Consider the following 21533-nt stretch of genomic DNA (forward strand, 5'->3'; position numbering starts at 1 on the left):
AGATAATTACGAAAGGAAAGTGGAGTGGAAAGGTTGCTTAAATGAAAGGGCTGGTATATAATCAACCAGATTTGCAAACAACTGAAAAATTGTGGGAATAAGGTGCAACAGCTGCGGCTGGAGCTTAAAAGGGAAGTTCGGTGCAAAACCGACGCGGTCCCGCCACTGTTACGGATTAGCTGAAGCTACAAGGCCACTGATCTCGCTTAGCGGGATTGGGAAGGCAGCTTCCAGTACAATTTCCGGTAGCCAGGAGACCTGCCTGTTCTGACAACACTGCTGTAACCTACGGAGGATAGGGAAGTGTTAGCGCGCATGCTTATTTGCTATGATGGAAAATAACAATAACAGGCAGCTCTATCTTTCCTATGACTGGAGGTAGAGCTGTCTTTTTTTGCGGATTTTTGCAGGAAGATGATTTTGCTAGAGGGAGAGGAAATAGAGAAGATGAAACGTACACAAATGGCAAAAAACAAAAAAACAATAGGTGTTTTATTTAGCCTATGCTTGCTGCTGGCGCTAATGGGGTGCAGTGGCGCTAACGGTTCCAATGAATCAGGCAGCAATAATGAGCTGTCGCAGCAGTCTGCTGCTCCGTCCGCCTCTACAGCAGCTGCTTCTGAAGAAATCGTGCTGGCTGCGCCGCGGGATTTAGCACCGGGACCGCAGGATGCTTATTACACGAGCACCATTCTGTATGTATGGGAGCCGTTGATTTCCGCTTCCGAGGATGGAAAGCCTGCTCCAAAGCTGGCGGAAGCGTGGGAAATGTCTGCTGATGCCAAGGAATGGACCTTCATGCTGCGCAAAGGCGTCACCTTCCATGATGGCGCGCCATTCAACGCGGACGCGGTACTTGCAAATTTTGCCCGTTACAAGCAAGTGAGCCCGAAAAGCTCGCCATTCTATACGCTCGACATCAACAATTCATACCCAAGCCTTCAGGAAGTCGTGAAGGTTGATGATAGCACGATTAAGCTTGTTTTCGACAATCCGCAGCCGACGCTGCTGTATTCGATGATCAACTTCTCAAGCCCGATGTACAGCCCGAATAATTTTGACGAAGATGGCGACTTTAACGGCCTGCCGCAAGGGACAGGCCCTTTCAAGCTTTTGCAGCATGAGAAGGATCAATTTTCACTGCTAGAGGCTTACGACGGTTATTATGGCGAAAAAGCAAAAGCCCAAAAAATCCGCGTCCGCGTCATACCGGACCCTGATACAAGGCTTGCTGCCTTGAAATCTGGCGAGATTTTGGGCGTCATGGATTTGGGCGCTATTCCTCCTGCCCTTGCCGAGGAACTGCTGAAGGATGAACGCTTTGCTGTATCGACGGCAAAATCGACGATTTCCCATTACCTGCATCCGAACGGTGCCAAAGCGCCATTCAATGATGTGAAAATGCGTCAGGCGCTGAGCCTGATGATTGACCGCGAGCAGCTGGTGAAGGAGCTGTATTTGGGCTATCCGACCGCTACGGCGAACATTTTGAATGCGACATCGCCGTTTTATAAGGACATTCCTGTCGTCCATGATTCAGAAAAGGCAATCGCCCTGGCGCATGAGGTGCTTGGGGACAGCAGGCAGGCGGTTACGCTAATTGTGCCTACCTATGGACTCGATCGTTATCCGTATAAAGCGCAAGCCGAGCTGCTTCAGGCTGTGCTTCAAGAGCTGCAGCTGGACGTGACGATTCAAATATTGGATGGTGCGGCATACAAGGAAGCACAGGCACAAGGAAACTTCGATCTGGCACTGGCCATTCAGGGGCTGCCGAATGGCGATCCTTATTCGATTTTGAACAATTATATGGCGAGCGAAGGCTCAAGCAATATCAGTTATACGCTTGGTTACAGCAATGCCCATGTGGATGAGCTGTTGAAGCAGGTGAAGACGACGCTGGATATGGATGACCGCGCTGCGATTTATAACGAGCTGCAGGATATTGCAGCCGAGGAATTGCCGACGATTCCGCTGTTTAATGATGCGAGCTTAATTGCGTACAGCAAAGAAATTACCGGATACGGTGCACTTGTGTATGGTACAACGCTGCCGCAGCTGGAGCGGGTGCAATAAGATGGCCTATTTCATTCGGAGGTTGGCGGCGGCGGTTCCCGTTCTGATTGGCATTACGTTTATAGCCTTTGCCTTAAGCGTCGCTTCTCCGGGTGATCCGGCTGTCGAACTGCTGAGCATGAACGGCTTCAGCCAGCCGACCGAAGAGCAAATTGCTTTGAAAAGAGAAGAGATGGGGCTGAATGATCCGCTGCTCATTCAGTATGGCCATTGGTTATCAAAGGCGCTGCAAGGTGATCTTGGCACGTCTTATATGACGAAGGAATCGGTTAGCGGCGAGCTGCTGCGCCGCCTGCCAGCAACATTAAGCCTATCTTTGCTAGCTGTCCTGTTCGCCGTCCTGCTTGGAGTGCCATCCGGCATGCTCATGGCGATCCGGCGCAATCGGCTGTTCGATCATATCGGCAGGGCGCTTGCGCTGATTTTGGTTTCCATTCCTGGATTTTGGCTGGCGATCATGCTCATTGCCTTATGGTCGGAGAAGCTGCAGCTGCTCCCGACTAGCGGCTACGGCACCTGGAAGCATTTGCTTATGCCAGCGGCGGTGCTTGCTTCCGGTACAGGCGCCATATTGATGCGGCTGACGCGTGCGGCGCTGCTGGAGGAGCTGAATAAAGATTATATGCTGACAGCCCGAGCGAAGGGGCTGCGTGAGAGCTTTATTGTGCTTCGGCATGCGCTGCGCAATGCTTGTATTCCGTTGCTCACGGTTATCGGCAGTTATTTTGGAGCGATTGTTGGCGGCTCCGTCATCGTGGAAGTTATATTTGCGGTACCGGGCATCGGGCGCTTTGCGATGGACGGTATTTTTCGCAGAGATTATCCGGTCATTCAGGGCTATGTCGTATTTACCGGTCTCATCTACGTGCTGTTTAATTTGGCGACAGATTTATGTTACGGGCTCGCTCATCCGCAAATCAGGCTGGGAGGGAAGCTGCGATGAAGATGTCCTACGGGGTGGCCGCGGGCGTGCTTGCCTTCGTACTGCTTGCCAGCTTGCTGGCACCGCTGCTTGCTCCTTATGACCCGAATCAGATTAATATGGCGGAAAGGCTTGCGCCGTTGTCCTCCGCACATTGGCTAGGAACGGACACGCTGGGAAGGGATGTGCTGAGCCGCATTTTGTATGGCGGAAGGGTGTCGATCTTGCTCGCGGTCGCTGTTACGCTCGCTACAATGCTCGTTGGCCTGCTGCTGGGCACCATTAGCGGTTATGCTGGCGGTTGGACCGATGAAGCCATTCAAATTGTCGTTAGCATTTTTCAAGGGCTGCCGGGTCTTGCCCTTATGCTGGCCATTGCAGGTACGCTCGGTCCTGGGGTGAAAAGCCTGTTTGTCGCGCTGCTCTTCACCTCATGGGCGGATTTCTCTCGGGTTGTGCGCGGCGAGGTTATGAAAATTCGCGAAGAAAGCTACGTGGAAGGCATCCGTGCTTTAGGAGCGGGCCATGCGTATATCATCGTCAGGCATATGCTGCCAAATTTGTTAGGGCCGCTTATCGTGCTGTTCACCATTCGGATTGGGCGAGTTATTCTATCTATCGCCTCGCTTAGCTTTCTCGGTCTAGGCTTACAGCCGCCAGCGGCAGATTGGGGAGTGATGGTGAATGATGCCCGGCCGTATTTTCGCAGCTTTCCGCATCTAATGATCGCCCCCGGTCTTTGTATAGCCGCTGTATCGCTATGTATCAACTGGCTGGGTGACGGCCTTCGGGATAAGCTGGATACACGGACGGAGAAAGAGCATTCACTGCTGTAGGAGGAATGAAGTTGAGCGAAACGCTTATCGTAATCAAGCAGCTTAATGCATCCTTTCAGACAAGGGAAGGACTGGTGCAGGCGGTAGATGGGGCCTCGCTTGAGCTGAAGCGTGGCCGCATTTTTGGACTGATTGGCGAGACCGGGAGCGGCAAATCGGTGCTGGGCCTTTCGCTAGTGAGGCTGCTTCCCGCACAGGCTTCTATCAGTGGGAGCATCCTGTATAAAGGCATGGATTTGCTAAAGCTGAGCCCAAAAGAAATGAGGCAAATACGGGGGAGGGAAATCGCCCTCATCCCGCAAAATCCGGCAAGCTCGCTCAATCCGGTGATGACGCTGGGCAGTCAGCTGCGCGAGGCGATTCGCGCTTATGCAGGTAGAGCGGGGAACAAGCAGCTTAACGCGCAGGCTGCTGGTCTGCTGCATGCCATGAATATGACGGATGCCGAGCAGCAGCTGCGGCGCTATCCCTTTCAGCTGAGCGGTGGAATGAAGCAGCGTGTGCTGGCGGCAATGGGACTTGCCGGAAGCCCGTCTTTGCTTATTGCCGATGAGCCGACGAAAGGGCTTGATGCTTTAATCCGCGTTCAGGTGACGGAAATGCTGGCCAATATGGCGAGGCGCACAGGTGCGGCGCTGCTGCTCATTACGCATGATCTGGATGCAGCGCGGGTGCTTTGCGATGAAGTGGGCGTCATGTATGCCGGTCAAATCATTGAGCAGGGACCAGCGAAGGAGCTGTTTGCACAGCCGATGCACCCTTATACGCGCGGATTAATCGCATCTATGCCCAGCAGAGGAATGATACCGATAGCTGGAACAGCGCCAAGTTTGACGGATAAGCCTGTTGGCTGCAAGTTTTATGAGCGCTGCAGTTTTGCGATGCCGCGCTGCAAAGCCGAGCAGCCTGACTTGTACAAGGCAGCTCACACCGTCATAACGAATAAGGCAGTTGACCAAGTAAGCGGCATGGCTGAGGGTCAGCAAGCGGCAGCCCCGCATACAACCGCCCTGCATACAGCCGTCCCGCAAGCAGGCTCCCAGCACAAAGCGAGGTGCTTCCTTTATGCTTGAAATCATTGAGCTGCACAAACGGTATCGCAGCAGTTGGCTAACAGGCAAAGGTCATCAGGCGGTGGAGCCAACAACCTTTCATATCGCTGAAGGCGAGTCGCTTGGGCTAGTTGGGGAGAGCGGCAGCGGAAAATCAACGCTTGCGCGGCTGCTGCTAAAGCTGATTTCGGCTGATGGCGGCCGTATTATATATAGAGGAACCGATATAAGCGGGTATTCCATGAAGCAGATGAGGCCGCTGCGCCGTGAGCTGCAAATCATGTTTCAGCATCCGCACTCCGCGCTTAATCCCCGGCGGACGCTGCTGGAAAGCCTGCTTGAGCCAGTACTGCTGCATCGACTTATGAATAAGGCAGCAGCCAGGGAGAAGGCACTTGAACTAATGGAGGTTGTCGGGCTGCGGGCAGAGGTGCTGACGCGGTATCCCCATCAGGTAAGCGGCGGGCAAATTCAGCGAATCGTCATTGCCCGGGCCTTGATGCTGGAGCCGAAGTTTCTCGTGCTGGACGAGCCGACGTCGATGCTTGACGTTTCAGTGCAGGCGCAGGTTACCCAGCTGCTCCAGCGCATTCGCAAGGAATATGGGCTGACTTATTTGTTTATTTCGCATGATTTGGCGCTGGTGCGGCATATGTGCGATCGAATTGCGGTTATGAAAGAGGGACGTATCGTTGAGCTTGATGAGAGCGAGTGTATAATGCAGCGCCCGCAGCATCCTTATACGCAGCAGCTGGTGAATGCTTTTCAAGCTTTCTCGCAGTGACGACCATAGCCCTCATGCTAGTCAATCGTTCAACTTATATAGATTTTGCAAAAGGAAAGGAACGTGTGTGGGATGAAGGAATGGTACAACGAAGCTGGCTTGACGCCCGCAGCCTACTGGACGCTCGCTTGGGAGCAGGCAGCCCAAAGCGATTCCCGCGTCGGCAATGATGCCGAGGAAGAAAGCTACTGGCAGCAGCATGCGCCTGTTTATGATGAACGCAATCCGCTTGCGCCGTATACGGCGGAGCTAATGGGCACCGTTATAGCAAGCTTGCGGAGCGAGGATGAACTCCTTGAAGTAGGCCCAGGAACGGGCGGATTTACGCAGCTGCTTGCTCCATATGTGGGCAAGCTTACTGTCGTGGAGCCTTCGGCGGCGATGTATGAAATACTGGCAAGAAGCTGGGAGCAGTCTGGTTTGGCGCAAGCTGTGCCGGAGGCGATACATGCGAAGTGGGAAGAGTCGTCGGGGCTGGCTTGTGATGTGCTGTTCAGCGCCAATGCCTTTTACCGGATACGCGATATGAAGGAGAGCCTTGCCCAGATGAATCTTACTGCGAGGAGGCGCGTCTATCTCGTGCAGTCGATCGGGCTGCCTTTTGCCCATCCGCTGCGGGCTATGTATGGCGGAAAGCAGCTGGAACGCAGCCGCGCACAGGTGATTTGCGATGTTTTGCAGGAAATGGAAATCGCCCATCAAATGGACACGTTCGCTGTGCAGCGCAAAAGCGGGGCGATTCATGATGTTGCCCTGATTTCCTGGGATACGTAGCGCACCAGACATTGCATACTATACCATAGAGTACAAGTTGAAAAAGCAGTAGCATGTGAGCGAATATCGCTAGCATCTGCTGCTTTTTTTAAAATATAAGAAATTATAAGTTTCACCCTTATAATGGAATGGGCTTATATTTCACAGCGAAACGGTAGCTTTGCCGCCAGAGGACGGCGACAGCCGTTTACGCTTGAAATATAGGAAAGGATATGATTTTCTCATCCTTTCTCTATATTTCTACGCGAAACGTTAGCTTTGCCGCTAGAGGACGGCGACAGCCGTTTACGCTTGAAATATAGGAAAGGATATGATTTTCTCATCCTTTCTCTATATTTCTACGCGAAACGTAGCTTTGCCGCCAGAGGACGGCGACAGCCGTTTACGCTTGTACGAAAGCATCTATTCCGTTTTACACCCGGGTACTTGTCGATTTCTTGCAACTCAGAGTATAGTAATAACTTATAATGCATGTGCAGGCTCCTCAAGTGCTGCGCAAGGAGGGAGCCTGCTATTGAAGCTGCAACGGCTGTACGACCAATACGTCAGAAATAATCTGTTTATGAAAATGATTTTGCTGTTTGTTTTGATTACGACGGGGACGATTGTCACCTTCGCTTATTTTATGTATGATTTTATGTCGCAATCGATCGTCCGCAATGAGCTGGAAAACCAGAAAAAAGCGATGGACAGCGTAAACAGCTATATGACCCGCAAATATGATTCTGTCCAGTCCATGATGGTGGATGTATACCGCAATGAGCCGCTGTCGCTGAATTTATCTTATTTTTTGCAAAATCCCTTCGATGACTATATGAAATTCAGGCTCGACCAAAATATCGATGAGACAAGTACGAGTTTGCCGAAAGGGCTCGACTATTTTGATAATAAGCTGGAGGACGACCCGGATATTGAAAATTTGCTGCTGTACAGCTCCAATCGGCAGTTTTTATATGTGTATAAGAAAAATCATGTCACGAGGCTGATTTCGTCCAACGCCTCGCGCTCCTATATTCCCGATGCGATGGCACAGGAAGACACCCGTGTGTCCGTTCCAAATATTTGGGTGCGGCGCGCCATTGAGCAAAGTGATCCCGAGCTGTATGCCTTTCGGCTCCCGATTAATGACAAGCAGACGCTGAAGGGGCTAGGCCAATTGCTCGTCTACTATAAATCGGATCAAATTAGGCAGGCGCTGAAAAATTATGAGGGCCAGCTTAAAGGCTACATTGTTGTGCTGAACCCGGCTGGGGAAGTGCTGTTTGATTCCTCGGATACCTACTATGGAAAAATATATCCCTATATGGATAAGCTGGACACGCTCTATGGAACGGCGATGCTGGAGCAGGAGTCTTATGTCACGACGCTGACGCAAAATCAGGCGGGCTTTATCGTCGTCGGTGTAGCGCCGAAGGCAGAGGTCGCTGCAGCGGCCCACGGGCTGAAGCAGATGATTATGCTGATCAGCGCGCTTTGCATTGCCGTCGTACTGCTGGTGCCGACGCTAGCCGTCGTCAATTTTGCCAAACGGACGAATAAAATTATTCGCTTCATGCGCAAGGTGGAAAGCGGCGAGCTGACCGCGCGCATCCAGGATGACCGGGGCGATGAGCTGGGGCAAATTTCGCGCAGCTTCAATGATATGCTCGATGAGCTGAGCCGCCATATCGACACGGTGTACAAGGCGGAAATCAAGCAAAAGCATACGGAGCTTGCGGCTTTGCAGGCGCGGGTCAATCCGCATTTTCTATATAATACGCTGGAGGTTATTCGCATGCGGGCCGTCTCGCAAGGGGCGAAGGATGTAGGAGAGATGATTTACAGCTTGTCGGTGCTGTTCAAGAGCTTTGTGCAGCCGAAGGGGAGCAACACCTTAAAGGATGAGCTGGAAACGGCGCGCCTTTATTTGGAGCTGTTTCGCATTCGCTATAAGGACAGGCTTTCCTTTGCCATCAGCTGCGAGGAGGGGCTCGGCGACAGACAGGTGATGCGGATGGCGCTCCAGCCGCTTATTGAAAATTATGTCGTACATGGCCTGCGGCCGCGCAGCATGGACAATGAAGTTCAATTGGATGTGCGGCGCAAGGAGGAGCGGATTTGGGTGACGATTGCCGATAACGGCAGCGGCATCAGCAGCAAGCGCCTGGAGGAAATCAGGCAAAGGCTGGCGCTGCCAGAGGAAGCCGGAGGCGGCTCTTTCGGGCTTAGAAGCGTGCATGAGCGGCTGCAATTGCTCTACGGAAGCGAATACGGGCTCGATATCGACAGCAAAGAAGGAGAGGGGACGACGGTCACGCTGTCCTTTCCCTATGACAAGGAGGCAGAGCATGTATAGAGTATTCATTGTGGATGATGAACCGTTCATTATTGATGGACTATATGACATCATTGACTGGTCGGCCTTTGGCCTGGAAATCGTCGGCAGCGCGGAAAATGGCCAGGAGGCACTGGCGGCTTTAATGGATCTGCCCGCAGACATCTTGCTGACAGATATTTCGATGCCTACGATGGATGGCCTCGCTCTCATTCGGGAAGCGCGTAAATTTCGCCCGGATCTTAAAGTTATTATATTAAGCGGTTATAACGAATTCGATTATATAAAAGAGGGTCTCAAGCTTGGCGTTGAGAACTATTTGCTCAAGCCAATTAATCTCGACGAGCTGCAGGAAACGCTCGCGGGCACGATTGACAAGCTGAATGCAAGCAAGGCGGATCGGTTGTTCAGCGAATACGATATTCGTATATTGCGCGATAATATATTGTACCGCTGGTTGACGGGACGCATTGCGCCCAGTGAGCTGCAGGAGAGAATGGAGTTATTGCAGCTCAGTCTCGACCGGCCCTATGTGGTAACCGCTGTAGTACGGACGGAGGAGACAGGCTCGCCAGCCTATGAAGCGGCTGAGCGATTGGCTGTGCAAGACCCATCGATGCTGCCGTTTGTCGATATCGATGGCGATCTGGTCATCGTATTTATGCTCGATGAGCCAGAGGCGGGCAAGCGCGAGGCGATAGAGAAGCTGCGCGGCATGCAGCCGAAGCTGGCGCAAAGCGCCATGCGCCTCTCCATCGGCAGCGCTGAACCGATGGGGGAAGAAGCACCGCGCAGCTATGCGAATGCGAAGAAAGCGCAGGAATATTTTCTGCTATATGATGACCCTGAAATATTGGATTACGATTTGCTTGTGCAGGCAGGACCGCCAGGGACGGTGAATGAGGCCGCTGCACCGCTCGATTGGCCAACCTTTGCGAAGCTGATTAAGGCAAGGGATGTAGAGAAGCTGCATGAAGCCATTGAGGCCGAATTCGAACGCTGCCACGTTAGGGATGGCATTACCCCTGCTTTTATGCAAAGCATGGCAATTGAGCTGATGATCCGCTTCAAGATGGAGCTCAAGGAAATCAAGCAAGCTGATCAGCCGGAGCTTTATGAGGCGGGCTTTACGAAAATTATGCAGCTTCCTTCGATTGACGGACTGATGGCGGTTGTGAAGGAAGCGGCGACTTTGACGGTGGAATCGCTGCTGAAGGATGTGAAAAGCCCGGTCATTCAACTGGTGCTGAGCGAGGTGCATGAGCATTACGCCCAGCCGTTGTCGCTTAAGCTGCTGAGCCAGCAATATAATATTCATCCGGTTTACCTCGGACATCTGTTCCAGAAGGAGACGAATGAAACGTTCACCGAATATATTAATAAATACCGTATTGGCAAAGCCCAGCAGCTGCTGAAGGAGACGCAGCTCAAGGTGCAGGAAATTGCAGCAACCGTCGGTTATTGGGAGACAGGCTATTTCTACAAACAATTTAAGAAATACGTCGGAATTTCCCCGACGGAATACAAAGGACTACTCTAATCGCTGGATGGAGTAGTTTTTTTCTTTAATTTGTACATCATACCTTTAGTTTGTGGTCTATATGAAAATAGCCGCATCCGTTAATTTAAAACATAGAGTACAGAACATAGATTGGGGAGGAAACAAAATGAGTAACAAGAGAAAAAGATTTATGCCGCTGCTTGCCTTGCTGATGGTTGCATCGCTTGTGCTTGGCGCTTGCGGAAGTAAAAATGAAAGCAGCGGTGAAGAGGGAACAGCTGAAAAACCGGTTGAACTTATCTGGTACACCATTGGTACGCCGCAAAAAGATGTAGATAAAGTTATGGCCGAGGTGAGCAAATACACGGCTGAGAAAATTGGCGTTACAATTAAAATGAACATGGTGGACTGGGGCGATTACGCTCAGAAGCTGCAAGTCATGACAGCGTCCGGCGATCCGGTTGACATTATGTTCACAGCGTCATGGGCATTCGATTATGTGCAAAATGCGAGAAAAGGCGCATTCCTGCAAATCGACGATTTGCTCAAGGAAAAAGGCCAAGGCATCGTTAGCGCATTGGACCCAGCTTTCCTAGAAGGCTCAAAGGTAGATGGCCACAATTATGGCATCCCTGCCAATAAAGAATTGCCAGCACAGGAAGTATGGCGCTTCAATAAACAGCTGCTCGACAAGTACAAGCTGGACATGTCTGGCGTGTATACGCTGGAAAGCCTGGAGCCGCTGCTGAAAACGATTAAAGAAAATGAACCAGACGTATACGCGCTTGCGGTAGATAAGAACCAAATGCCGTATGTGAAATACGACTACATTATTGAGAAGCTGCCAATGGCGGTTGCCCTGGACACGACAGATTACAAAATCGTAAACGTGCTCGACACGCCAGAGATGAAGCAAATTCTCGGCACGATGCACAAATATTACAAAGCAGGCTACATCCCGACGGAAGCTGCAACGATGGATTCCATGACGGATGCGCAAACGACGGGCAAATGGTTTGCAGACCGTGCCACTTCGCAGCCGTTCGCGGACAATCTGTGGTCGGCGAGCTACGGCTACCCGGTAGTATCGACACCAGCGAGCGATGCGCTCATTTACAACTGGTCGGTTATGGGCTCGATGCAAGCTATTTCGGCTAACTCGGCTTACCCAGAAAAAGCGATGGAGTTTCTAAACCTGCTTAATACGGACCCTGTCCTGCGCAATATGATCGATTCCGGTATTGAAGGCGTGCATTACAAAAAAGTGAGCGACACCGTCATGGACAATCTGGACGAGTCGAAAAACTACGATATGCCAACCTTCTCGCTCGGCAATCTGATGATTACGTATTTGAATACGACAGATCCGACGAACAAATGGGAAGAGTTCAAGAAATTTAATGATGCGGGTACAGTAGCCCCGCTGCTTGGCTTCAACTTTGATACATCAAAGGTGACAACCGAAATTGCTTCCGTACAAAACGTAAAAGAAGAGTACTGGGCAGCTCTAATGACTGGTACGGTTGACCCTGAAGTATATTTGCCGCGTGCCAATGAGAAGTTTAAAGCGGCAGGCCTGGATAAAATTATTGAGGAAGCGCAGCGCCAGCTTGATGAGTGGAGAGCCGCGAACGGCAAGTAAAGCGGAAGGCGTGGGGCGAATGGATCGTATTCGCTTCATGCCTTCTCTCATTAATCCGACTGCGAAGAGGTGAAGAAAGTGGGAGCTATAGGACGTTTTTTCAAGGATATGAACAAAAATACCGCTATGCTGCTAATGGTGCTTCCAGCTACAGCCTGGTTTATTCTATTTTCCTACCTGCCGATGGCGGGCATGATTATTGCCTTCAAGGAATACCGCTACAGCCGTAACGGCTTTCTGTCCAGCATTATCGAGAGCAAATGGGTAGGCTTTCAAAACTTCAAGTTTTTGTTTAGTACGAATGACGCCTATATCATTACCCGCAATACGGTGCTGTACAATGTCGTGTTTATTGTACTGGGCCTTGTCATTGCGGTAGCGATGGCGATTATGCTTGCCGAAATTACGAACAAGCGGCTCGCCAAGCTTTATCAAACGGGCATGTTTTTGCCTTATTTTCTATCGTGGGTAATCGTGGGCTACTTCGTCTACAGCTTTCTGAGCTTGGACAGAGGGGTGTTCAACCAAATCGCCGAGATGCTGGGCATGGACCCGGTAAACTGGTATTCGAGCCCGGGTTATTGGCCGGTTATGATTGTCGTCGTCTTCCTATGGAAATCGGTCGGCTATAACAGCGTCATCTATTTGGCAGCCATTATGGGAATCGACAAATCGCTTTATGAAGCGGCGATGATTGACGGCGCCAACAAATGGCAGCAAATTCGCAATGTGACGCTTCCGATGCTGATGCCGCTTATGACCATTCTGACGCTGCTGGCGATCGGGAAAATTTTCTATGCCGATTTTGGCCTCTTTTTCCAAGTGCCGCGCGATTCGGGTACGCTCTACAGCGTGACGAACGTTATCGACACTTATGTTTACCGCGGGCTTAAGTCGACGGGAGAAATTGGCATGACGACGGCTGCAGGCTTGTACCAGTCGATTATCGGCTTCATTCTTGTTATTACATCCAATGGCATTGTACGCAAGTTTAATAAAGACAACGCATTGTTTTAGGATGGACGTCAGCAACCTTGCTTAACCAATTTTCTAGGAACAGAAGTCCAAAACAAAAGGGGGAAACGGCTGTGTCTGTTGGAACGATTAAGAGCCGTGATTTTCATAAGCTCTCGCCAGCGTGGAATTTTATTTTTCATGCCGTGGCTGGCATTTTTGCCTTGTTATGCGTATTTCCTTTCCTGTTCGTGACGATTATTTCCTTCACGGATGAGGCGACGCTGGCAAGCAATGGCTATCAGATTATTCCGGAGAAATGGAGTGTGGAAGCTTACCGCTATTTATTCAAGGCAGGCGACCAACTTCTCCGCTCCTATGGCGTGACGATTACGATTACAATTGTAGGCACGATTATCGGTGTCGTATGCTCCGCTTTGTTCGCTTATGCAATATCGCGGCGCAACTTTAAGTATCGCAACTTTTTCGCCTTCTTTGCTTTCTTCACAATGCTGTTTAATGGCGGCCTTGTACCTACTTATATCGTCATGACGCAGCTGCTGGGGCTGAAGGATTCGTTGTGGGCACTCATTTTACCGCTTGCGGTTAATGCCTTTTATATTATGATTTTGCGGACATTTTTCTCGACGATGGTGCCGGATGCGATTATTGAATCAGGCAAAATCGACGGCGCTGGCGAGTTCGGCATTTTCTTCCGCCTTGTTCTGCCATTATCGCTGCCAGGTCTTGCGACCATTGGCCTGTTCTGTACACTAGGCTATTGGAATGACTGGTTTAATGCGCTCCTGTACATTGATTCGCCAAATTTGGTGCCGCTACAATCGATGCTGATGCGGATTGAGAACAGCATGCAGTTTATTATGAAAAACTCACAAAACGCATCGCTAAGCGTAGGCGTTCTGCAATCGATGCCACAGGATACATCGCGGATGGCGATGGTTGTGCTGGCAACCGGACCGATCGTATTCGCTTATCCGTTTTTCCAACGTTATTTCATTCAAGGTTTGACGGTAGGCGCTGTGAAGGAATAAATAATAGTCAAAGGAGCTACACCCACCATGGAACAATTCAGATTGCCAAAAATCCCGCTGCCAGAGCTTGCTCTGCCGCAAGCGGTTCAGCAGGTATTGGAAGAAGCAGAGCAGAAGCTGGCGCACCGCCCGAAGCTGCTTCAGCTGTTCAAAAACTGCTTTCCTAACACACTGGAAACGACGACGAAAAAAATGGATGATGGCACAACCTTCATCATTACGGGAGATATTCCCGCGATGTGGCTGCGCGACTCGGTCGAGCAGGTCATTCATTATGTGCCGCTGGCGAAAAATGATGTTGAGCTGCAGCGTATCATTAGCGGCTTGATCAAGCGCCATATGGCCAATATTCAAATTGATCCCTATGCGAATGCCTTTAATGAGTCGGCCAATGACTGGCACTGGAATACGACGGATGAGACGGACATGTCGCCTTGGGTATGGGAGCGCAAGTTCGAGCTGGATTCGATCTGCTTCTCGATGCGCCTAGCTTATGCGTACTGGAAAGAGACAGAGCAGACCGATATTTTTGACTCCGGCTTTAAGGCAGCGATGCGCCGCATTGTGGAGCTTTGGAAAACCGAGCAGCGCCACTTCGAGCTTTCCCCTTACCGTTTTGTAAGGGACAATGGCATTCCTACCGATTCGCTGCGCAATAGCGGAATGGGCATGCCGGTCAATTATACCGGAATGATCTGGTCGGGCTTCCGCCCAAGCGACGACGCTTGCGACTTCCACTACAACATTCCGGCGAACATGTTCGCGGTTGTGACGCTGCGGCAGATGAGAGAGATGGCCGAGTGGGTATTCCGCGATATGGCTTTTGTGAAGGAGCTCAAGCAGCTTGAAGATGATGTCGAGCATGGCATTCAGCTGTATGGCATTTACCGTCACCCGGAGTTTGGCCCTATTTATGCTTATGAAACGGACGGCTTCGGCAACTATTGCTTGATGGATGACGCTGGAACGCCGGGCTTGCTCTCGATTACTTATTTGGGCTACACGACCGCTGATGATCCAATTTACCAAAACACGCGCAAATTCGCGCTGAGCAAAGAAAATCCTTTTTATTATGAAGGAAAAATCGCCAAAGGCATCGGAAGCCCGCATACGCCGCCAGGCTATATTTGGCATATGGCGCTTTCGATGCAGGGCATTACTGCGGATAACGACGAGGAAAAGCTGGCCATGATCGCCATGCTGGAAGCAACTGATGCCGATACCGGCTTTATGCATGAAGGCTTCCATTCGGACGATCCAGCCATCTTCACCCGGAAATGGTTCGCTTGGTCGAACAGCTTGTTCTCGCAGCTCGTTTATCGGGCGATGAAGGATGGACTGCTATGAGCAAGCACCATGCCATCATTTTTTATGATCCGACCTTTCCGATAGCCTCGGAACCTTCTGCCCAATTAGATGGTCTGCTCGCAGGAGCAGGCCGCGTTGTCCGGGCAGACGAGCTTGCGGATGCGCTTGATACTGCGAAAGAAGGCTGCTTCATTAATATGCATGCCCCTTATTTTCCAAAACAAGCATGGAGCGCGATTATCGGCTATTTGCGGCGCGGCGGCAGCTTGATCAGCTTGGGCGGCGCGCCGTTTAAGCGCCCCGTTCGCCGCAGCGAGGCAGGCGAGTGGCAGGTAGAGTCGGAGCAGACAGCCTATCACCGCGAGCTTCATATTCATGAAATGCTGCCAGTGGCCGCTGCTCCGATAGCTGCGCTTGCAGCAGCGGAGGATCTTCCGCTGCTCGCAGGCAAGGAAGCGCTGTTTAGCGTGACGCCAACTTGGAATCTGGTGCCGCATGTAACGAAAAGCAGCGATTTGCCGCATCAAATGGGCTCTGCCGGGCCAATGGACGCGCATATTTATCCGCTGCTGAAAGGCATTTCCGCCACAGGGCGCGAGGTAGCAGCGCCTGTCGTGCTGTGGGAGAACACGAAGGGAGCTTTCGCAGGCGCACGCTGGCTGTTCATTAACCAGCCGCTGACGAATGCGTTCTGGCTGGAAGGCGGAGCAGTCGAGCTTGGACGCTGGGCCGCTTTTTGCGCCGCTGGCGTAACGGAGCTGTGGCTGAAGCCGAACTATGCTTCTTTCGAGCCGGGCGAACGAGCGATGCTGACGCTGCAGGTGCAGCAGCTTCGCCGCGAGCTTGAGTGTGGTGAGGTTTCGGCATATGAGGAGACAAAGCTCCAGTCAGCTGAAAATGAGGCTGCTCTAGGGCGGCGAACGGCTAGAGTTGGCCAGAATGACTTGTACCCAGCCGCGGAGTGGGATTTTGCTATAACGGTCGAGCATGAAAACTCGCAGCAGAAATGGGCATACCGCTTGCAGCAGAAGGCGGGCAAGCAGCAGCAGATTTTAAGGCTGCCCGTGCCGCTTGAGCTGCAAAGCGGCTACTATAGGGTTGTATGCCGAGCAGAATCGACTTTGGGCGAGGTGCGGATTTTGCGCCAAGGCTTCTGGGGCTTTGACCAGAAGCTGCTCGCTCAGGGAAGCCCGGTGACGAGCGGACGGGATTATTTTCAGAAGGATGGGCGTCCGCTGCCTGTAGTCGGCATGACGTATATGACGTCGGACGTGGCGCGGAAATTTCTGTTTTTGCCGAATGCTTCAGTATGGGACCGCGACATGGCGCAAATGCGCAAAGCGGGCATCAACTGGATTCGCACGGGCATTTGGACCGCGTACCGCAATGTGATGCAGGTGGATGGCCATGCGTCAGAAGAGGCGCTGCGTTCGATTGATGCTTTTCTGCTGACGGCAAAACGTCATGACTTGCAGGTAACCTTTACCTTCTTCTCCTTTACGCCGGAAACGTGGGAAGGGTTAAACCCTTATCTCGATCCGCGCAGCGTCGAGGCGCAGAAGCGCTTCGTGCGTGCTATCGTTTCCCGCCACAAGCAGACGATGAATGTCGACTGGGATTTGATCAATGAGCCATCGATGTTTGATCCGCCGCGCATTTTCTCGAATGGACCTCGTTCAGCGCGCGACCCTTTTGAACAGAAGGCTTATACCGCTTGGCTGAAAAAGCGTCATGGATCGCTTGCACGGCTCCAAGAGCAGTGGAATATGTCCCCGGAGCAGCTGCCTAGCTATGAAGCGGCTGTGCCGCCGGAGCCGGAAGAAATCAACTTCGATGTGCAGGACATGCACCAAGGGAAAAATGGCACGCGCTGGCTCGATTATGTGCTGTTCTCGATGGACATGCACAATCGCTGGGCGAAGCAATTGTATGAGGCGATCAAAGACGAATGTCCGAACCATATGGTAACGGTCGGCCAGGATGAGGCGCTTGGCGCACAGCGTCCTTCGCCATTTTTCTACGAGGAAGCCGCTGATTATACGACAGTTCACTCCTGGTGGCTCAACGACAATCTCGTGTGGGACAGCTTGTTTGCAAAAACAGCGAACAAACCGAATGTGGTGCAGGAAACCGGCATTATGTATGTGGAGACGCCAGATGGCAGAGCGAAGCGTTCGGAAGCTGAGCTTCACAGCCTGCTGGAGCGCAAATATGCGTATGCTTTTGCGACAGGCGGCGCTGGGGCCGTACAGTGGATTTGGAATACGAACTTCTATATGGACAATGCCAATGAATCGCATATCGGCGCGCTGCGGGCGGATGGAACGGAAAAGCCGGAAGCGGATGTATCGTATGATTTTGGCAGCTTTATGGAGCAAATTCGAGATTTATTCGTGGATCGCCAGCTGGAGGATACGGCGGTATTGTTCCCGTATTCCAACGACTTCTCCAATCGGAAGCTGGCGTTTGATGCGACAACGCGCGCGACGCGGGTCCTTGCTTATGAGCTGAATACGCCATTCCGCGGCGCTTCGGAATATCATCTGCAGGAGCTGGAGGCGAATCCGCCGAAGCTGCTCATTGTGCCGAGTGCGCATAACTTGGAGGATGCCGCATTTGGTCGCCTTATTGCACTTGTAGAGCGAGCGGGCGTTACGTTATTATGGATGGGACCAATAAGCTTGGACGCTTACTGGAAAGCGAGCGATCGCTGCTCTGGGCTGCTTGGCAGGGCGGAGCTGCGCAATGTGCAGCGCGAGGAACAGCTGCGTATTGGCGAAGCCACTTTTCCTGTTTCATATGGCAATCGCCGGATAGCCGAAGTATGGAAAGAGGTTCCGATTAGCAGTGCTGCTTCGAGTGAAGCGGCTGCCGGTGATGCTTCCGCTGTTCATCGAGCAGCAAATGATGGCGACCAACTGGTTGAGCTGGCCGTAGGCAAGGGACGCTTGTTATGGAGTCCGCTGCCGCTGGAGCTGAACGAGCGAACGGAGCCGATTAAGGAGCTGTATCGCTATGCGCTTGACTCGGCAGGCTGCGAGCAGGAGCTGAATTGGCTGCAAGGCGGCCAGCTGCCTGGCGTTTATGGGCGCAAGCTTACATTTAAGAGCGGCGCGCTATTCGTATTCGTATCCGAATCTGGATTCGATGCGAGGATTGAAGTGCAAGACCCGGCGACGGAGGGGCGGTACGCTTTTTCACTGGAAAAGGAACGCTCTGTGCTGTTCGCAACGGATGCAAGCGGTAAGCTGCTCGCCGTCTATCGCCCGCATCAAGTAGAGGTAGCGGTTTCGCTGCCCGATCAACATGAAGAAAGAAGAGGTGCGCAGTAATGGCTTCTAAAAGAAAGGCCCACATTATTTCCCACACACATTGGGATCGCGAATGGTATTTGCCGTATGAGAAGCATCATGTGCTCCTCGTTAAACTGATGGATACGCTGCTTCATACGCTGGATACGGACCCCGATTTCAAAAGCTTTTATTTGGACGGCCAGACGATCATTCTCGAAGATTATTTGCAGGTACGCCCGGAAAATCGGGAACGCCTTGAAAAATATATTAAAGAAGGACGTATTCCGATCGGCCCTTGGTACATTTTGCAGGATGCCTTCCTGACGAGCAGCGAAGCGAACTTGCGCAATTTGCAGCTCGGCCATCAGGATGCGAGCCGTTACGGCATCATTGCGAAGGTCGGCTATTTCCCGGATACCTTCGGCAACATCGGCCAGGCTCCGCAAATTTTGCGTCAAGCAGGCATTGATAATGCGGTATTTGGCAGAGGCGTGAAGCCGACGGGCTTTAACAATACAGTAGCGGATACGGGCTATGAGTCCTCGTTCTCCGAGCTGCAATGGGAAGGTCCTGACGGCTCGCGCGTGCTGGGTATTCTTTTTGCCAACTGGTATTGCAACGGCATGGAGGTTCCGGTAGACGAGCAAGAGGCGAAAATCTATTGGGACAAAAAGCTGGAGGAAGCCGAGAAGTATGCGGCTACTGGCGAGCTGCTGTTCATGAACGGCTGTGATCATCAGCCTATTCAGCAGGATCTGTCCGCGGCGCTGGCGACCGCAAGAAAGCTGTACCCGGATACGGATTTTATCCACTCCAATTTTGAAGATTATTTGGCAGCGGTAAACAGCGGTCTAGATCGCGAGCTTTCGGTCGTGAAGGGCGAGCTGCGCAGCCAACGTACAGATGGCTGGTCTACGCTTGTGAACACGGCTTCGGCGCGTGTTTATTTGAAGCAAATGAATCAGCTCGGCCAGGCTATGCTCGAAAAGGTAGCGGAGCCGCTTGCGACGATTGCGCATAAGCTTGGACAGGAATACCCGCATCATCTGTTTACGTATGCTTGGAAAACGCTAATGCAAAACCATCCGCATGACAGCATTTGCGGCTGCAGTGTGGATGAGGTGCACCGCGAGATGGTCACTCGTTTTGACAAGAGCCGCCATGTTGCTGAAACGATTGTTGCGGATAGTACGCAGGCAATTGCCGAAGCGGTGGATACATCGGTATTCGCTTCTTATGGCGAAGCTGCGCTGCCGTTCGTTGTTTATAACACGACAGGCTGGGATCGCAGCGGCGTTGTTGAAATTGAGCTTGATGTTGAGCGTCTGTACTTCCGTGAAGGCTTGCCGCTTCCAGAGGTTAACCGCCGGATGAATGCCGTAGATATTTCAGGCAGAGTTCTTGTAGACCATAACGGCGCAGCAGTTGCTTGCTCTGTGCAGGATTTGGGGCTGCAATTTGGCTATGATTTGCCGGATGACAAATTCCGCCAGCCTTATATGTGCCGCCGAGTTAAGCTGACGTTTGATGCGGTGAACGTGCCGGCGCTTGGACTGTCGTCTTACGCATGGGTGCGCAATGGCGCTGGAGCTGATGCAGCGCCAGCGAGCGAAGCGACTGCGGTTGCAGCGGCTCAGAGTGCGGATTCGGCCGTGCTGGAAAATGAATGGCTGCATGTCGCCATCGGTGAAGATGGTTCGTTCGATTTGACGGACAAGCAGAGCGGTCAAGTGTATCGCGGTCTTGGCGTCTATGAGAACACAGGCGATATCGGCAATGAATATATGTACAAGCAGCCGGATGGCGAGCAGGCGATTACGACGCAAGGCGTGAAAGCAGCGATTCGTCTGGTGGAGCAAAGTGCTTACAGTACAGCTTATGAAATTGTACATGAATGGGCGGTTCCGGCTTCTGCCGATGAAACGTTTGAAATTGAGAAGCAGGAAGCTGTTTATTACCCTGAGCGCAAAGCACAGCGTGTTGCGGACATGGTACCGTTGACGATTAAGACGGTTATTGCGCTTTCCAGCAGCTCCAGAAGCCTAGACTTACAAGCTTCGTTCAATAATCAGGCGAAGGATCATCGCGTGCGCGTATTGTTCCCGACTGATGTAGAGACAGCGGTTCATCATGTGGACTCGATTTTTGAAGTAGCTGTGCGTGACAATGAGCCTTCGGCAGAATGGGAAAATCCGAGCAATACGCAGCATCAGCAAGCTTTTGTTGATGTGAGCGGCGAGCAGGGCGGACTTGTTGTAGCGAACCTTGGCTTGAACGAATACGAAGTGCTGCGCGATGGCCGCAATACGATTGCAGTTACGCTGCTTCGTTCGGTATCCGAGCTTGGCGACTGGGGCGTATTCCCTACACCAGAAGCACAGTGCCTAGGCGAGCAAAGCTTCCGTTTGTCGATCATTCCGCATAACGGCGATGGCGCTTCATCAGGTGCTTACGCGCAGGCGTACCAGTTCCAAGTGCCTTGGACGGTAAGCCAGACAGCGGTTCATGCAGGCGTACTTGCACCAGTTGGCGGATTGCTTGCTTGGGAAGGCGAAGGCGTGGCATTCTCCTCGCTGAAAGTAAGCCAGCAGTCCGGCGATGCTGTGCTGCGCTGGTTTAATATGAAGCAGCAGGCGGCAGAGCTGAGCTTGTCGGATACGGGCTTTGGCGGCGGCAATGCTGATGCGTTCAAGCAGCTTTATAAGAGCGATGTGCTGGAGCGCGTAGGGGAAGCGATTGAAGTGAGCGCAGAGCAGGGGGCAGCCTTGGCGGTTGGTCCTTGTGAGATTGTGACGGTTGGGTTTAAGCTGTAACAAATCAGACATTAGGATTCAAAAAGATTAGAAGGAAGGCCCTTATTGCCTGTAGTGTTGAGGCATAAGGGCCTTTTTGTGCTGTTTTGAGAAAACTATTAGTTTGGATGAGTTTTTTCGAAGAAGAATGAGATAGGTTGAGAAGGAGTGGAAATAGCAGATTACGTTCATAAGGAATATTTTTATGATACGACATAAAACGACAAACAATT

14 protein-coding genes and 1 riboswitch are annotated in these 21533 nt (G+C 51.8%); all 14 genes read left to right on the forward strand.

Annotated elements, in window-relative coordinates; translation table 11 throughout:
- The first annotated feature begins 82 nt into the window (after positions 1-82).
- A riboswitch (cobalamin riboswitch) is annotated at positions 83-280 on the forward strand.
- A gap of 167 nt (positions 281-447) precedes the next feature.
- The 14 genes from AC6B99_RS07785 (at position 448) to AC6B99_RS07850 (ending at position 21321) form a co-directional block, all read left to right on the forward strand.
- Positions 448-2076, forward strand: a complete 1629-nt coding sequence (locus AC6B99_RS07785; protein ID WP_496663127.1) for an ABC transporter substrate-binding protein — start codon at positions 448-450, stop codon at positions 2074-2076.
- 1 nt (position 2077) lies between these two features.
- Entirely contained in the window at positions 2078-3019 is a 942-nt protein-coding gene (nikB, locus tag AC6B99_RS07790; protein WP_056041740.1) for a nickel ABC transporter permease, read from the forward strand.
- Positions 3016-3834, forward strand: coding sequence for an ABC transporter permease (locus AC6B99_RS07795; protein WP_496663128.1), 819 nt, complete (start codon positions 3016-3018; stop codon positions 3832-3834). The genes nikB and AC6B99_RS07795 overlap by 4 nt, the downstream gene beginning before the upstream one ends.
- Before the next feature lie 5 nt (positions 3835-3839).
- Positions 3840-4907 carry an oligopeptide/dipeptide ABC transporter ATP-binding protein gene (locus tag AC6B99_RS07800; protein ID WP_494861844.1) on the forward strand — a complete coding sequence of 356 codons (1068 nt, stop codon included), beginning with the start codon at positions 3840-3842 and terminating at the stop codon, positions 4905-4907.
- Entirely contained in the window at positions 4900-5670 is a 771-nt protein-coding gene (locus tag AC6B99_RS07805) for an ATP-binding cassette domain-containing protein (RefSeq protein WP_494861842.1), read from the forward strand. The genes AC6B99_RS07800 and AC6B99_RS07805 overlap by 8 nt, the downstream gene beginning before the upstream one ends.
- A gap of 72 nt (positions 5671-5742) precedes the next feature.
- Positions 5743-6444, forward strand: a complete 702-nt coding sequence (locus tag AC6B99_RS07810; protein WP_056041735.1) for a class I SAM-dependent methyltransferase — start codon at positions 5743-5745, stop codon at positions 6442-6444.
- A gap of 514 nt (positions 6445-6958) precedes the next feature.
- Positions 6959-8779 carry a sensor histidine kinase gene (locus AC6B99_RS07815; RefSeq protein ID WP_056041734.1) on the forward strand — a complete coding sequence of 607 codons (1821 nt, stop codon included), beginning with the start codon at positions 6959-6961 and terminating at the stop codon, positions 8777-8779.
- On the forward strand, positions 8772-10298 hold the full coding sequence (locus AC6B99_RS07820) for a response regulator transcription factor (protein WP_056041732.1): 1527 nt from the start codon (positions 8772-8774) through the stop codon (positions 10296-10298). Before AC6B99_RS07815 ends, AC6B99_RS07820 begins: the two co-directional genes overlap by 8 nt.
- Positions 10299-10425: 127 nt before the next feature.
- Positions 10426-11901, forward strand: a complete 1476-nt coding sequence (locus tag AC6B99_RS07825; protein ID WP_056041730.1) for an ABC transporter substrate-binding protein — start codon at positions 10426-10428, stop codon at positions 11899-11901.
- Positions 11902-12009: 108 nt separating this feature from the next.
- On the forward strand, positions 12010-12918 hold the full coding sequence (locus tag AC6B99_RS07830) for an ABC transporter permease (RefSeq protein WP_056042068.1): 909 nt from the start codon (positions 12010-12012) through the stop codon (positions 12916-12918).
- Between the two features lie 71 nt (positions 12919-12989).
- Positions 12990-13907, forward strand: a complete 918-nt coding sequence (locus tag AC6B99_RS07835; protein WP_056041728.1) for a carbohydrate ABC transporter permease — start codon at positions 12990-12992, stop codon at positions 13905-13907.
- Between the two features lie 27 nt (positions 13908-13934).
- Positions 13935-15254: a glycoside hydrolase family 125 protein gene (locus tag AC6B99_RS07840; protein WP_056041726.1), complete on the forward strand. Its 1320-nt coding sequence runs from the start codon at positions 13935-13937 to the stop codon at positions 15252-15254.
- Positions 15251-18547: a beta-galactosidase gene (locus AC6B99_RS07845; protein ID WP_496663129.1), complete on the forward strand. Its 3297-nt coding sequence runs from the start codon at positions 15251-15253 to the stop codon at positions 18545-18547. Before AC6B99_RS07840 ends, AC6B99_RS07845 begins: the two co-directional genes overlap by 4 nt.
- Positions 18547-21321 carry an alpha-mannosidase gene (locus tag AC6B99_RS07850; RefSeq protein ID WP_496663130.1) on the forward strand — a complete coding sequence of 925 codons (2775 nt, stop codon included), beginning with the start codon at positions 18547-18549 and terminating at the stop codon, positions 21319-21321. The genes AC6B99_RS07845 and AC6B99_RS07850 overlap by 1 nt, the downstream gene beginning before the upstream one ends.
- Positions 21322-21533 lie beyond the last annotated feature (212 nt).

This window comes from Paenibacillus liaoningensis (genome assembly GCF_059609455.1).